General features: G+C 35.5%; 16 protein-coding genes and 1 pseudogene. 4 read left to right on the forward strand and 13 right to left on the reverse strand.

Annotated features, from left to right (window positions below; translation table 11 throughout):
- Positions 1-267 precede the first annotated feature (267 nt).
- Positions 268-1,137 carry a dienelactone hydrolase family protein gene (locus MW688_RS03030; protein WP_486734438.1) on the reverse strand — a complete coding sequence of 290 codons (870 nt, stop codon included), beginning with the start codon at positions 1,135-1,137 and terminating at the stop codon, positions 268-270.
- Between the two features lie 379 nt (positions 1,138-1,516).
- Here MW688_RS03030 and tnpA point away from each other — a divergent pair, with 379 nt between their 5' ends.
- On the forward strand, positions 1,517-1,927 hold the full coding sequence (gene tnpA, locus MW688_RS03035) for an IS200/IS605 family transposase (RefSeq protein ID WP_486734439.1): 411 nt from the start codon (positions 1,517-1,519) through the stop codon (positions 1,925-1,927).
- A gap of 106 nt (positions 1,928-2,033) precedes the next feature.
- On the opposite strand, the gene MW688_RS03040 is transcribed toward tnpA, so the two are convergent.
- From MW688_RS03040 to MW688_RS03080, 9 genes and pseudogenes are all read right to left on the reverse strand, one after another.
- Positions 2,034-2,558 (reverse strand): TolB family protein, encoded by a 525-nt coding sequence (locus MW688_RS03040; RefSeq protein ID WP_486734440.1) that lies wholly within the window; start codon positions 2,556-2,558, stop codon positions 2,034-2,036.
- A gap of 19 nt (positions 2,559-2,577) precedes the next feature.
- Positions 2,578-3,549: a DMT family transporter gene (locus MW688_RS03045; RefSeq protein ID WP_486734441.1), complete on the reverse strand. Its 972-nt coding sequence runs from the start codon at positions 3,547-3,549 to the stop codon at positions 2,578-2,580.
- A gap of 146 nt (positions 3,550-3,695) precedes the next feature.
- Positions 3,696-4,151: a BON domain-containing protein gene (locus tag MW688_RS03050; RefSeq protein ID WP_486734442.1), complete on the reverse strand. Its 456-nt coding sequence runs from the start codon at positions 4,149-4,151 to the stop codon at positions 3,696-3,698.
- 120 nt (positions 4,152-4,271) lie between these two features.
- Complete coding sequence (locus MW688_RS03055; protein WP_486734443.1) at positions 4,272-5,297, reverse strand: DUF2382 domain-containing protein; 1,026 nt, start codon at positions 5,295-5,297, stop codon at positions 4,272-4,274.
- 490 nt (positions 5,298-5,787) lie between these two features.
- The gene (locus tag MW688_RS03060; protein ID WP_486734444.1) at positions 5,788-6,426 is read right to left on the reverse strand and encodes a glycosyltransferase family 2 protein; all 639 of its coding nucleotides are present in this window, start codon (positions 6,424-6,426) and stop codon (positions 5,788-5,790) included.
- 8 nt (positions 6,427-6,434) lie between these two features.
- Positions 6,435-6,671 carry a hypothetical protein gene (locus MW688_RS03065; protein WP_486734445.1) on the reverse strand — a complete coding sequence of 79 codons (237 nt, stop codon included), beginning with the start codon at positions 6,669-6,671 and terminating at the stop codon, positions 6,435-6,437.
- Between the two features lie 15 nt (positions 6,672-6,686).
- Positions 6,687-6,854, reverse strand: a pseudogene (locus MW688_RS03070) (methyltransferase domain-containing protein); the annotation flags it as partial.
- A 20-nt stretch (positions 6,855-6,874) separates the two neighbouring features.
- On the reverse strand, positions 6,875-7,846 hold the full coding sequence (locus MW688_RS03075; RefSeq protein ID WP_486734446.1) for a HEAT repeat domain-containing protein: 972 nt from the start codon (positions 7,844-7,846) through the stop codon (positions 6,875-6,877).
- A gap of 179 nt (positions 7,847-8,025) precedes the next feature.
- Positions 8,026-9,024 (reverse strand): DMT family transporter, encoded by a 999-nt coding sequence (locus MW688_RS03080; protein ID WP_486734447.1) that lies wholly within the window; start codon positions 9,022-9,024, stop codon positions 8,026-8,028.
- An 85-nt stretch (positions 9,025-9,109) separates the two neighbouring features.
- Here MW688_RS03080 and sppA point away from each other — a divergent pair, with 85 nt between their 5' ends.
- Genes sppA through MW688_RS03095 form a run of 3 tightly spaced genes read left to right on the forward strand, consistent with a single transcriptional unit; the run spans position 9,110 to position 11,298 of the window.
- Entirely contained in the window at positions 9,110-9,931 is an 822-nt protein-coding gene (sppA, locus tag MW688_RS03085) for a signal peptide peptidase SppA (RefSeq protein WP_486734448.1), read from the forward strand.
- 60 nt (positions 9,932-9,991) lie between these two features.
- Complete coding sequence (gene aroH / locus MW688_RS03090; RefSeq protein WP_486734449.1) at positions 9,992-10,396, forward strand: chorismate mutase; 405 nt, start codon at positions 9,992-9,994, stop codon at positions 10,394-10,396.
- 56 nt (positions 10,397-10,452) lie between these two features.
- Positions 10,453-11,298, forward strand: coding sequence for a prohibitin family protein (locus tag MW688_RS03095; protein WP_486734450.1), 846 nt, complete (start codon positions 10,453-10,455; stop codon positions 11,296-11,298).
- 285 nt (positions 11,299-11,583) lie between these two features.
- On the opposite strand, the gene MW688_RS03100 is transcribed toward MW688_RS03095, so the two are convergent.
- The 3 genes from MW688_RS03100 to MW688_RS03110 are packed head-to-tail and all read right to left on the reverse strand — an operon-like array spanning position 11,584 to position 14,621.
- The gene (locus MW688_RS03100) at positions 11,584-12,768 is read right to left on the reverse strand and encodes a nucleotidyltransferase domain-containing protein (protein WP_486734451.1); all 1,185 of its coding nucleotides are present in this window, start codon (positions 12,766-12,768) and stop codon (positions 11,584-11,586) included.
- Positions 12,761-13,564 carry a hypothetical protein gene (locus MW688_RS03105; RefSeq protein ID WP_486734452.1) on the reverse strand — a complete coding sequence of 268 codons (804 nt, stop codon included), beginning with the start codon at positions 13,562-13,564 and terminating at the stop codon, positions 12,761-12,763. Before MW688_RS03105 ends, MW688_RS03100 begins: the two co-directional genes overlap by 8 nt.
- Positions 13,554-14,621 carry a PqqD family protein gene (locus tag MW688_RS03110; RefSeq protein WP_486734453.1) on the reverse strand — a complete coding sequence of 356 codons (1,068 nt, stop codon included), beginning with the start codon at positions 14,619-14,621 and terminating at the stop codon, positions 13,554-13,556. The genes MW688_RS03105 and MW688_RS03110 overlap by 11 nt, the downstream gene beginning before the upstream one ends.
- Between the last annotated feature and the right edge of the window lie 84 nt (positions 14,622-14,705).

Raw genomic sequence — 14,705 nt, forward strand, 5'->3', positions numbered from 1 at the left:
GCTATACAAGGGTTTGGTGAGTTGCTTATAAAGGATAGCGCAATTTCGGGGGGTTGGGGGGAAAAGTTTATCTAAATATGGTTAACACTACAACGAGCACTGCTATAAATCACAAGTAGCGGCTTTTGTCAAGTTTTATGTTAAGAAAGATACTCATTACTTCTTACTTCAAGACTTCAAAACTTCAAGACTTCAAAACTTCAAAACTCATTACTTATTACTCATTACTCAACCACAACCAGTAACTTTGGATAAAGGTGCAAGATCTCAGTTAAGATGTTTATTTAAAAAAGCGGTAGTTTTGGACCAAGCATCGGCGGCAGCTTCAGGATTATAGCGATCGCCAGAAGGATTAGCAAAAGCATGATTAGCCCCTTCATAGATATAAATCTCAGGATTTTTGCCTTGAGAAGTCAAAGCAGATTCAAATTCTTTAACTGTTTCTACCGAAGGATTTTGATCCAAGGCCCCGAAAATACCTAAAATAGGCATTTCTAGAGATGCTAACTTTTCAGGATCTGTTTCTATCCCACCACCATAATAAATGACTGCTGCATCTAATTCTTGAGGAAATAATAGAGCAGTATTTAAAGACCAAGTGCCGCCAAAACACCAGCCAATACTCCCTATTTTGGGGGTATTGCGAGTTTCATCTAGGTAATTATAGGCTTGCATCAAATTATCTTTTAATAAATCGGTTTGATTCATAGCCTCTGTCACTAATTCTCTCGCCTTCTCAGGAGTTTCTGCTGATTCACCATTATATAAATCTACGGCTAAAGCGAGGTAACCTTCTCCTGCTAATTTACGAGTCATGGCTTCTATATTCTCATTTAAACCCCACCATTCATGAATCACAATCAATCCTGGTAAATCAGTAGCCTCAGCTTCTGTAGGATAGGCGAGGTAGCCTACTAAGGGTTGTTGATTTTGTGTACCGTAAGTAACTGATTCGGTGGTTACTGCTTGGGTTGGCGCTTCTGCCAGCAGGGGAGAAGCTATAGGGGAATCATTTTGATGTGCTAAAAACATCTCCTCTGCCATTGGTTGACTATGAGGAGACAAGATAATGTTAAACAAAATTATTAGTAAAAAACTGAACGTAGCAATTATAGGGATAAATAATTTATTTTTCATATTCACCAAAGTAACTGTTTATTGAGGAAAGAGAAAATTTTTAGTTTAGATATCAATATAGCTTAATTTAAGTGTTGAAACATCTATAGCAATTCTCATACTGGTGAGAAAGGTTATCCTTTTCGAGGCTCCGAGGCACCTCAGACCAAAGCATCTTTATCACTCATTTACTGGTTGTGGTTGAGTTTTGAAGTAATGATTAATGAGTTTTGAAGTAAAAGAATTGATCCTAACCACTTAAAAATTGATTTTCGCCTGTGGGCCTATTTAGTACTTTTTTAGGAGTGCAAGATATGAGTTTATAGAGGATCGTTCCAACCCCCTGGCATAATTGAGCATTACTTGATAATATTTCAATAATAACTTATCCACTTAAGAAATGTCTACACATTTAAGAAAAAGCTCTCATGCTGTTTTTTGTATTCACTTGCACATAGTGCTTGTAACCAAATACAGAAGAAAGGTAATTACACAGGAGATAATGAAAAGGCTAAAAGAAATATTTGAAGATATCTGTTTACGTAATAACTCATCGCTATTAGAGTTTAATGGAGAGTCAGACCACTGCCATTTACTAGTGAATATAGCGCCAAACAATAATATTTCTGTATTCATCAAATCTCTCAAGTCTGCCTCTAGTATGGTTGTCAGAAAAGAGTTTGAACCTCACATAAAAAAATATTATGAGAAAAAGGTATTTTGGTCGGGCTCTTATTTTGTATCTTCTAGTGGCGGTGTAAGTTTAGATGTCTTGAAGAAATATATACAGAATCAGGGTGTAGAATTTTAGATAATGATGTTCGCTTTCATCCCCAGGCTTAACAGCACTGGGGACTTCTCGCTCACTTAGTTAAATCCTGTAGAGAATTTGTAACTTTTTCTTAACTGATAGGGCTTCAAAATCTGCCTGGTAGATTAATTGGTTTACCAAAGCGATCGCAGATATAAATATCCCATTGACCCTGTTGACCGATTTCAAAAGCAATCAGAGAACCATCCGCGCTAATAGTAGGATTACGCACCTCAGCTTGAATATTGCCCGAGAGATTACGTTTTTGTTGAGTTTGGCGGTCATAGAGATAAATCAAACTTCTGCCTTCGATACTAGCGGCAAAAACTAAATAACGTCCATCTTCGGAAATCGAAGGATCTGAAGCTATCTGATTAAGGGAATTTAAACCCGGTAACATCTCTAAATTGCGGGCTTTTGCATCATATAAAAATACATCTTGTGAACCATTGCGATCTGATACAAAGACGATATATCTAGAAGTTATTTGGGGGGTTAGTTCTGAGGCAGTACTGTTGAGAGATCTGCCACTAGCATCAAAGGGGAAATTAAGATAGCGAGGATAATTACTACAGCTAGTAATAGTCAAGCTGCCTAGAAGTAGCCAAAGATAAGATATTTTTTTGAGCATCTTGGAGTTAGAGATAATCTCAATTTTTTATTGTATCAGTTTTAGCTGAATTATTTTTGGCTGATATAGCTAAATAAATACCCAGTAAAACTACAGCAAAAGCCAACCAATTAAATAAGCTGAGTTGTTGAGTAAATATAATCATCGCTAAAATAGCAGCAATCACAGGAATAGACAACATAGAGACTGCTACAAATCCTGAAGAGAAATTAGCTAAACTATAGGTTAAAAGTCCTTGTCCAACTCCTTGGGAAATCAACCCTAAACCGATAACTGCTAACCAACCAGTAGGAGATACAGGGAATAATCGCTCTTCTGTAAACCATACCAAGGGTAAAAGAAATAAACCCCCGACTAAACTTGTCCACTGCATAATTACAGCAGTAGAAAAATGAACCCTCAGTTGTTCTAAGCTTAAGATACTAATAGCAGAAAACATGGCAGCGAGTAAAGCAGCACCATCTCCAATTAAACTACTATCAGCCAATTGTAAGTCTTGTATCCCAATAGCGATCGCTCCTGCTATTGCCACCGCCATACCCAGGAGAAATTGGGAAGAAAACTGTTGACGAAAGATTAACCAACCCCCTAAAGTGGTAAAAATGGGCATCATGTTATTCAGCAAAGTGGAATTAGCAATGCTTGTCTGAGTTAAAGACCATGCCCAAAGAGCGAGGGATACAGCGAAACTAATTCCCGCTAATAGTAACAAAGCGATTCTTTTGGGTGTGTATTCGATTTGAGAATTTATTTCTAAATTTTGGTTTTTTACTGCAATACCTCTAAACGTATTCCAAGTGATAAAAGTAATTGCTGCTATCAATAGGCGATCGCAGGTAATTGCATTTGGTTGAATTTCTGTAGTGGCGATTTTAATCAGAATCGAAGCTGATGCTATTCCCAATAGGGCTATACACAGGGATATAGAGGCGATCCAACTTCCTTGTGATTCTAATTGTTTGCTAATTTTACTTATACGAAATTGATACACCTTGGTTTCTATTTATATTTTATATTACTACTGCTTTTAATAATTTTATCCTAAATAAAAACCTGAGGTAATCAAAGCTGACAGCCATTCATCTGATGATGAATGGCTGATTAAGCTAACTATGCAATAGGTCCATCTAAACTGATTTAAGATTCTGCTTCAGGAACAATTTTAACATCTTGAGTGTTTACCTCTGTTACACCAAGAATTTCTTTTGCTAAAGGTTCAATTGTCTCGTATTCTTTTTCACTAGGAACAGTTCCAAAAATCATCACCTCTCCTGATTGTACATCTACAGTTAATTTAGAGCGAGGAATATTGGCCTCTAGCTTAGCTCTTACTTCACTTTCGATATCAGAATCATTTCTTTCTTCTTGGTCCCCCATGATATCATTCCGTTGCTCCCGAGCACGAATATCTGAATTTAATTGATCTTGGCGGATTTCGCTATTAGCATCTTCTAGAGTTTCTTCAACTTCTACTGGGTTTTCTACAGTATCTTCTACTGAATCTGGAGCATCGCTACTAGTTCGAGCTGTATCACAACTAGCTGTACCCAGTAAAATGCTTCCACCTATTAACAATGTAATTAACTTATTCATGATTTTTCCTTGTTTTACTATGTTTATCTTGAGTTAGCATACTTGGCTTTTAATACTATTGTTTGAGAGAATTAGGCGTAAAATATCCTAACTATTAATCTGATTAATTTTTTAGGCTTTTTAGGGTCTGTGTTCAACTACATTGGCATCGCCTTTGATTTCTAGTTCTTCACGACGAACTTTTTCTTGGCCGTGAACATTTTCTCGATTAACTTCTTTGTGTACGTCTACTTCTTCTCTCACAAAAGTTTGTTTGTCAATGTCTGCTTTTTCTTCGTAAACTTCTACTCTAGCCACATCTTTGTTGCCAAAATCAGTAGGATTTTGTGTAGCAACTTTTTTATCTGGAGTGCTGTGGCGTTCAATAATTACTGATTCTTTTTCTACAGGAATAGTAGCTTTTGCTGTTTGAGTTTTTACCTGTTTACCTATCGCTACTTCTCCTGTTTTTTGACGTTGCTTGTTAACAATTAGTCTTTCTTCGTAGAGTCTAATTTTTTCGTCATCGCCAATGTCAGTTCTCTTTCTAATATCTTCATCGACGTTTTTGACATTGGTGGCTTCTTTTCCTGGTATGTTGTAAATACCAAATTCTTGCACGTTATGATTGTTCATGATGTTTTCCGCATTAGCGACTTCTGCTCTTACGCCATCTACTATTACTAAGAAGCTACCGCCTTTAATGTGTTCTTCGTATACTTTGGCTTTTTCTTCAGGTATACCTAAACCAATTAAAGCACCTATTAATCCACCACCTACGGCACCAATTCCTACACCTGCTAGAGTAGTGGCAAGGGCTGTAGCTACTTCTCCTGCTAAGAGAATTGGTCCTATTCCTGGTATTGCTAATGTTCCTAAACCTACTAATAAGCCTGTAATTCCTCCTATTACTCCCCCGGTGGCGGCACCCGCTGCCGCACCTTCATCAGCTTTATTTCCTACTTCTTCGGTTTCTTCTTTCCGGTTTGTGCGATCGCGATCATCATCATTGATTTTGTCAGCATCTCTCGCTATTATAGAAACCTGTTCCATATCGTAGCCTGCATTTTTTAGGGCACGCACTGCTGCTTCTGCTTGAGCGCGTGTATGAAATAATCCTGCTGCTCTTTTATATGATTTGTTCTTATAGTTTATGTTATTATTCATTATTTTCTTTACTACTCCTATTTTTTTCTAATAATTGGTTTTCTTTTTTTCATTCACTTATTACTTTGACATAATCTTTATTTTTTTTTATCTATCAAAGGCGCAATTTTTCTTATTCAGACTAACTCTTTAGTCCTAAGTAAATTTTAAATTTATATTTATTACTTAAGATAGATTACAAGTTTTAACAATTCTTTTATGCTAACCTCTACTCAGATCTTGCCTCTTTACCTAATGTTACTGGTTGTGGTTGAGTAATGAGTTTTGAAGTAATGAGTAATGAGTTAAAGAATTAATGCTCAACGCTTAAAAATTGGTATACCTTTGCAAGATATGGGCTAAGATGACCGCCTATAGGCGGTCACAAATCACTTGTGAAGTGGCGGAGAGCGCCTCCCAATAACTCAAGATTATTGAGCACTTTCATAGCCTCTCTTGGCGCTCTCTTTGCTTTTGCTGGCAATTTTGAGTAAGTTTATTGCACCCCTGCTTAGTATCCCCGAGAAACACTGTCAGCTGCTCTAGTATATATATAAGTTACATCTTTAGTAACTTTTTGTACTTTGAACTTCTGACCGGCTCTCTCCCATAAGTCAGTATCTTCTCCATAAACGATATCTTTAAAACCTCTCAATTCAAAGAAAACATGCCTTTTACCAAAAAAGGTTGGACAGATAACACAGTCTTGAATATTAATTCTTTGGTTTGGTTGATAGTAATCCTTTACCCAGATTTCTTGATCGCTTCTAAAGCCTCCTGTAATTAGTTCAAGTTCTGGATCATTTTGAAAATAGTTTAACCGTGATTGTAAATGATCAGGAAGATATTGATCGTCACTATCAATAAAAGTAAGATAATTACCGAAGGATACTTTAATCCCTATATTTCTAGATAAAGCCGCTCCGCGATTTTGATGTTTTAAATAACGAATTTGAGGTAATTTCTGAAGATATCTGTTAACAATATCAAAAGTATGATCTTGACTTCCATCATCAACAATAATTAATTCCCAATTTTGATAAGTTTGATTAATCACACTTTCAATACAGCGAGTTAGATGTTCAGCTCGATTATAAGTGGGTAAAATAATAGAAACCTCTGGGGTTAGAGGAAAATTTAGATCATTCATTTATTTATTTATTTTTGAGCTACGATACAAGTGGCCACTGGATAATCTGGATGAAAAGCATTAAGTTCCTCTTGATTCAGTTCTTCTGTGGCAATACCATGATAACTAGCAATAACAGTAATGGGATTTCCATATACGTAGAGTTTTTGTTGGGAAAAATCCCTAAATAAATACTTGATACCATCAGGTAATGGTCGCCAGTAGTCAGCAGGAGTTGCATGGACTCTAACTGCATTGGGAACCATAGCAAAGCATTTTCCTCCTACTTTGAGCCATTTATAAATGTTTTGAACTGCTACCCAGGGAGCATAACAATGTTCTAAAACATTGAAAATAATTATTGAATCTACTGACTCCGACTCAACTACTGTAGAATCGTGGACATCACCAACAATATCTATCCCTGGTCCTGGTTCTAAGTTTAAAATTTTATATCATTACCTTTTTTTTATAAATCGAAAGCATCGTCTGTTGACGACGGCTGATGATTTGTCTGTTCTGAAATTAAATTACTTTCCTGTGGCATTTGTAGTAAATCTAACTGGCTTAAGGCCCATTTAGCTACCTCTCTCACTTCAGAATCTTCATCTGTAGTGGCGTGATAAAGCAAAGGACGAATTTGTGATACGTGGTCATAGATTCGTGTTATATCTCGAATAGCATTTTTCCTCACCTGTGGATTTTCATCTTGTAAAGATAAAGCTAAGGCATGGTTAATTGGTTTCAAAGTTTTGCCACATACTTGAGAGAGTGCTTCTAAAATTAGAGTTTTTTCTTGGGAATCAGCATCCATCATCGTATCGACTAGAGGTTTTACTGCTGGTGAATCTGCCTTTTGAGCTAATTCCCAAATCGCTCGACGACGTTTATTTGAACTTCTATCTACCAATGCTTCAATTAATTCATAAATATTATCATTGGCGGGCAATTTAGTTGTAGTTTGAATAGCTACAGATGGTTTAGCTACAGGCACAGATGGTTTAGTTATACTAGTCTCCTTTTGTGGGGAGGATTGTTGAGAAGAGATTTCTTTGGGTTGGGAAGAGGGAATTTTATCTTTTTTTTCTTTAGTTAAAGAATTATCTTGAGGAGTTTTTCCTAAAGTTTCTTGTTTTGTGGTCTTTGCTGGTAACATTAGCCAAATCAAAAAAACCACCATAACCGTAATCAAGATTAAACCAACTATTATCCACATCGGGATAAAGTTTCGCTGTTGCTGCTCCTGACTAGGATCATTTTCTATGGGAGCTTGAGCTAAAAGATTAGTTGAAGATTTTGGTAAATCTAGTGGTGGGGAATCTTTAACTTTACTAGATTTTAATAGAGATTGTGGACTTAGTTCTGCTGTATAGCCATAGTTAGAGCCAAAACTCAAAAAAGTTAACAACACAGCCATTAAAATGGAAAGACGGTAAAACATAATGGGTATGGTAGTTAATTGATGGAAATGGAAGTTATCACTACTGTATTCAGGACCGACAAGGGGCAAGCATAGTTAGAAATTAAAATTAGCTGGGCCTCTAATTAGTTTATTTTACTTTTTTGTATTTTCCCATTTCTTTTCCTCCTGTCAAGATTAAGTAGTTATATAAATACAGATTAGTAGTTACTCTGCTGAATTTTTCTACTTAAGATATCTTTTAATTTAAACAAATTAAAGATGAGTTGTGATCTTTGGTTGATTAAATAAATACTTAACAAAGTTAAACATACTCCCACCCATTGAACATTAGTCAGAGATTCTCCTAAAAATAGACCACCGAAAATTAAAGCAAAAACTGGAGTTAAAAAAGTTAAAGCAGAAAAACTAGTTAAATTTCCTTGAGAAGCTAAATAGAAAAATACTCCATAGGCGATCGCACTGCCAAATATTGTAGCATATAACAATCCCATCCAGTCGTATATGTTTAAATTTAACAACTGTTGAGATTCTACCCAACCCGTCAACACAAGTAGTAAAACTCCTCCAATAATCATGTGCCAAGCCGTAGCCATTACGGGATCTGCATGGCGAGATATGAGGCGAATTGTAACTGTTCCTACTGCCATAGATAAAGCAGCTATAAGCATAAGTAGTTCCCCACTATTAATTATTTCTTGCCATAAACTACCTAGGTCAATTTTACTAGTATCTAACCCTAAATATATAAATTCTTCAGGTAAACCAATCAGACTAATTCCTAGGATGCCAATAATTAAACCTAACCATCCTAAACTTCCAATTACTTCTCCGAATAAAAAACTAGATAATAAAGCCACTGCTAATGGTTGAGAATCAATCATGACTGAACCTAAGCCGGCGTTGATTCTGGCGAGACCTTCCGTTAAAAATCCTTGGAACATCGCTCCATCTACTAAGGCAAAAAAAACAATCCACAGCCATGCTTTAACCGTTTGAGGCTGAGGTCTTTTTTGCCCTATAGCCACTGCTAAAACCAGCAAACCCGCCGGAAGAAGACGTATACTAGCAATAAATAAAGGAGTGGTGTGTTCTATCGCCCCCTTCATTGCCACCATGGCGGTTCCCCAAAAAAAGAAAGGACAGATTAATAATAGTGGATATAGAGAAAATTGAAATGTGTTTTTATTTAATTGCATTCTCTTTTAATATGTTATCTTGATTATTCTAAGCTTTTTTACTTGCTTTCTAATTGTATACTTTTGTTAAGAAAAATTGCTATCAATGATTTGGCCATTTAAACCGAAAACAAGAAAACAAATAGCGAGAATAGAAGTGACTGGCGTAATTGCGGCAGATACACGACAAAAAGTTCTCAAGGCCCTGAAAACAGTTAAAGAAAAAAAATTCCCAGCTTTACTCCTAAGAATCGACTCTCCAGGAGGTACAGTCGCTGACTCTCAAGAAATTTATCAAGCTTTAAAACAATTACCAGAAAAAGTCAAAATAGTAGCGAGTTTTGGCAATATATCTGCCTCAGGAGGTGTTTACATAGGTATGGGAGCAGAGTATATTGTAGCTAATCCAGGAACGATCACAGGTAGCATAGGAGTTATATTACGTGGTAATAATCTACAACGTCTTTTAGAAAAAATAGGAGTATCTTTTAAAGTAATAAAATCTGGTCCTTATAAAGATATTCTGGCTTTTGATCGCGAGTTAACCCGCCCTGAAGAAGAAATTCTCCAACAATTAATTGATACCAGCTATCAACAATTTGTAGAGACAGTGGCTCAAGGACGCAATTTAGAGGTAGAAACTGTAAAAAGTTTCGCCGATGGCCGCATTTTTACAGGACAACAAGCCTTAGAATTAGGAATTGTAGACCGTCTTGGTAGCGAAGAAGATGCACGTCGTTTAGCCGCCGAGTTAGTAAAACTTGATCCAGACAAAACTGAATGTTATAACATTGAAGAACCCAAACCTTTATTAAGACGTTTACTACCAGGTAGCACACAATCTAAATCAAAGCTTAGATCTGCTCTTGACTATTTGGTCTTTGAAGCTGAAACTAATGGACAACCACTATGGTTATACCGACCTTAGCTTTAACTTAAAATTGGGTAAACATTGAGAATTGTCACAGAATAGGGGGATACAATAATCGTGGCTGGAAAAATACACGGGATTCGAGGAGCAACTACAGCTTCAGAAAATACCGCCGAAGCAATTCGCCAAGTAGTTGAAGAACTACTTTATGTAATAGAAACGCGCAATCATCTAAAACCAGAACAAATTATTAGTGTAATTTTTACAGTGACAAAAGACTTAGATGCTATTTTTCCAGCAGCGATTGCTAGAGAAAAACCTAACTGGGATAAAATTCCCCTGTTAGATTTGCAGCAAATGCACGTAAAAAATAGCTTACCACGCTGTATCAGAGTACTTATCTACGTGAATCTGCCTCCATCTCACCCACCCATCAATCATGTTTATTTACAACAAGCAAAAAACCTCAGACCAGACATTAGTATAGAAGCAGTAATTACTGATACTGTTCAATCTTCTTAAATTGTCATTAATTATCATTAACTTTGTTACGTTCATTTATTTGGAGATAAATTTTTATGGCTAGTCAAAATCAAGCTAATTGGCAACCTCTGATTGGAGGGATAATAGCCGCCTTAGTTGTTTTAGTCGCTTTCAACTCTTTCGTTATCATTAATCCAGGTCAAGCAGGTGTTTTAAGTATTTTAGGAAAAGCTAGAGATGGAGCCCTTCTAGAAGGTATTCACTATAAACCGCCTCTAATCTCTCAAGCAGATATCTATGATGTTACTGTACAAAAATTTGAAGTTCCCGCCCAAAGCGCTACTAAAGATTTACAAGATCTCTCGGCGAGTTTTGCGATAAACTTCCGTTTAGATCCCCTCAAAGTAGTAGAAATTAGAAGAACTCAAGGGACTCTACAGAATATCGTTTCTAAGATTATTGCTCCTCAAACCCAAGAATCATTTAAAATAGCCGCAGCTTTGAGGACAGTAGAAGAAGCAATCACCCAGCGTAATGAACTTAAAAGAGATTTTGATAATGCTCTCAATCAAAGGTTAGATAAATACGGGATTATTGTTTTAGATACTAGTGTGGTTGACTTAAACTTCTCCCCAGAATTTGCTAAAGCCGTTGAAGATAAGCAGATTGCTGAACAAAGGGCACAAAGAGCTGTTTACATAGCTAGAGAAGCTGAACAAGAAGCTCAAGCTGAGATTAACCGCGCTAAAGGTAAAGCTGAAGCCCAAAGATTACTCGCTGAAACTCTTAAGGCTCAAGGGGGTGAGTTAGTACTACAAAAAGAAGCGATTGAAGCTTGGCGCGAAGGCGGTGCTCAAATGCCTAAAGTTCTTGTTACCGGAGACTCTCAAAGCAGTGTTCCTTTCTTATTTAATTTGGGAGGAGTAGAAGCAGCCAACTAAAAAAAACATCAAAGCTGCCTCATCAAGCATCTTCTGAATGTTGGGCAGCAAAATTATTAGTAATTTGGATCTTTCTTCTAAGTTGCAGATTTTCTTTCCCCTTATACTCCTAAGTTGCACATTGTCAAACCCTTATCCAAAATCTCTTTTAACTTAATAGTTAAATGTGCAACTTGTTAATAAAGCGGGCGGCGATTTTTCTTAATTATTTATCGCATATATAAATATATGTGGCGATCCCCTTCGGGATCGCCACCTTAGTCAGGAGCTCAGACCAAAGCATCTTTACATTCTTTCTTTGATTAACCGAATCGGTCTAATAAAATAATAAAGAAATTCTAAATTTTTAGGTAAATTTATAGTTTTTCTGTCTCTATAGTTAGGGGCAAATACTCGCCAATAAATATAAGCTAATCTTTGAAGATAATTTTCTTGAGTACGCCAGCGAAACCAAGTGATTTGTAAAGGCTTAAACATTTTATTTGAGGGTTTTTTAGTTATGAAAATTTTTTGACATACTTCGTTAGCTAATAGTGGAATAGTTTTATCTTTGACTATTTTTTGCTCAACAAAATCAGGAAGAATAGCGCCTCTTAATTTGTTAGCTAAATATAAACCTAAATAAACAATTCTTTCCTTACCTAAACTTACTGCTTGTTGAGTAACTATCTCCCAATTTAACTGAGAATAGGTATTAATTAGTTCGGCTAGATCACAAATCCAGATTAATCTATGCCAGCATTCTTTTGCACCGTGAACAGATAATGCTAATAATAAATCCTCTGGAGATAAATTGGCTACTGGAGTGTTTAATATGGTTAATGATTGGCAGCGAGACCATAAATCAGATACTTCTAAATCAACAGGAAAAAAGTTAGGAGCAATACGCCAATGTAAATCTAAGACTACTTTACCATCTTTTCTAATAAAATCTCTTTCGTTATCACAATTAACATTATCTATTTCTTGACTATTATCTACTTCAGTTGTTTGATAATCTGCTGCAATTAATAATGATTTAACTGCTACTAAATCTTCGGGATGAACAAGAATATCTAAATCACTAAAATATCTCAAAGATAAACTATCATAAACAGATAATGCTAAAGCAGGACCTTTATAGGGAATAGCAGCAATATTTTGCTCAGAAAATATTTTAAGCAGTTTTACTAGTTCTTGAGTAAAAAATTGATTATTCAGACTAGTAGTTAAAAAATCTTGACGTAGTTTATTAAAAATAGTATTCGGTATTAATTCTGGACAAATATTATTGAAATTCTGGTATAGTAAGCAATTTACTCTATTTTTATAGGCTAATTTTAAAAGATGGTTCCAGTCTATTTTATCTTGACAAAGTTCTATGATTAAATTAGCTAAATCAGGATTAATTTGAGTATTGGCACTAGCTAAAATTAACTTAATTTCTGAACTTTGCCAAGAGAAAAGTAATTCTGAGTTAAAATTAATCATATAAATTCTTAATTATCTTCACCGCATCCTGATAATCACTAAACTGGAGTTGCCAACCTGGTTTAAATCTAAAAATTTCACAAACTTTACTCACAGCTACCTGTTTATGTTCGGTAAAATTAATACAGTTACTCAATAATTGCATAATCATAGCACCAAGAGAATAACTAGTTAAGATACTCTGGCTGCCAAAAGTATATGCAGGAAAAATTACTTGTTTAATTGATTTAGAATGAGTTACTAATTGGTTTGAGGGAATTTCTACAGCAGATTTTGGTAATTTGGCTACTTCTGAAGGAGAAAGTGGCTGATTAGTATTTTGTCTAATTCTGGGAGTTTGGGAAAGGGGATAGAGATAATGAGTTTTTAAATCAAGGGCGATCGCATCATCTGAAAGATAATTCCAACCCTGTTTCAATAATTCTACTACTAAAGTGCTTTTACCACTACCTCCAACTCCTGGCAACATTATCGCGCCAGTGGAGTCACAAACAGCGCCAGCATGGAACCAAAGTAAATCAGAACGTGCTTTAATTAAGCTAGTGATCACCTCGTATTTAGCAGTTACCAACAAAGAAAGTAAATTAGAATGGCTTTTAATTACTCCTGATTTGTCTTTGAGTAAATATTTATTTTGATATTTGATAATCCATAATTCTCTAACAATGGTTTGGTAGTCGTTAGTTAAGATAGCTTGAAACCATTGTTCGAGTATTGTTAATATTTCTGTTTCTTCTACATATACCGCCACCTGATGATTTCCAAAACTGATATAAACAGATGAATTAGTCATCATTTTTATAAGTTAATATTCCTAATTGAAATAGTTGTGTGGTGATGCGGCGAGTATCTTCTAATATAATTATTTTAGCTACATTTAATTCCTTAGCTAAAATTGTAGCTATATCTTCTAAGGAATGATTCCCATTACAAAGTTTCCAAATAGCCTGAGAAGATTGATTAAAAAGAAAACCTTGTTCTAGTTCAACGCTATATATTAACAATTCTTCTGGTAACTCTGTTTCTTGAAGATTAGTTAGTTTATCGGGTATTTTTTGATAAGTTGTTGCTAACAAAGGATGAATAAAGAGGTTAGTTTCTATTCCTTTGGCGGCTAAATATTCATAACCAGTTGTTGTGAGAATTTCCACCCAATCACATAAACCCTCGATAAATTGTTTACCTGAATAATCTACTTTACCATTATCCTGAATAATTTTAGCTCCAAATTCTAGTTTGGGTAATAGTATAGCTAAAGATTCAGCCATTTCTTGATTATTAGCTATTTCTGCGAACAAAATGTCTAATTCTAAACCTGCCAGATGAGTATAAGTATAGATATCTGCCAGAATCTTGTCTAGAGGTTGTTTTTCATTAGTATCAAAAGGACTATAGTAAAGAGAGTTAACAGAATTGATAATAAGTGTTTTTATATTTAGCAATCTATATTTGTCTTTTGCTGTTTGTAGAACTAGGTTTTTAGCTAAGTTAGGAGGTTGATTAATAGTAGCGGCAATTTTCCCAAAACTATAGCTTGTAATTTTATCAGCCTTTGATTCATCTTGATTTAGATAAATAGTTATTGATTTAATTAAAGATTGTAGTTGTTTCCAAATAGCTGGGGAAGAAGATAATATTTGCCAGGTTTTCTCTAAGTTGGGATGATTAATAGGAGGAGTGAGACAATGAGAAAACTCTTCTAATGGCTTTCCTGGGATTATATTAATCTTAGTTGAGGCTTGATAATCTGGGGTTTTGATTGATTTGAGAATGATGTTGGTGTCATAGCCATCTATCTGAGGTTGTGCTAAGCGACGCCAATTCAGAGAATCTGATATGAGTATATGGTTCATTAGTTTTTATGTTGCTAGAATGCTTATAACAGATAAGTTTTGCTGATCACCGCACATCTGCGGCCATCTTTTGCCCTGGATTTA

Source organism: Johannesbaptistia floridana (assembly GCF_057440575.1).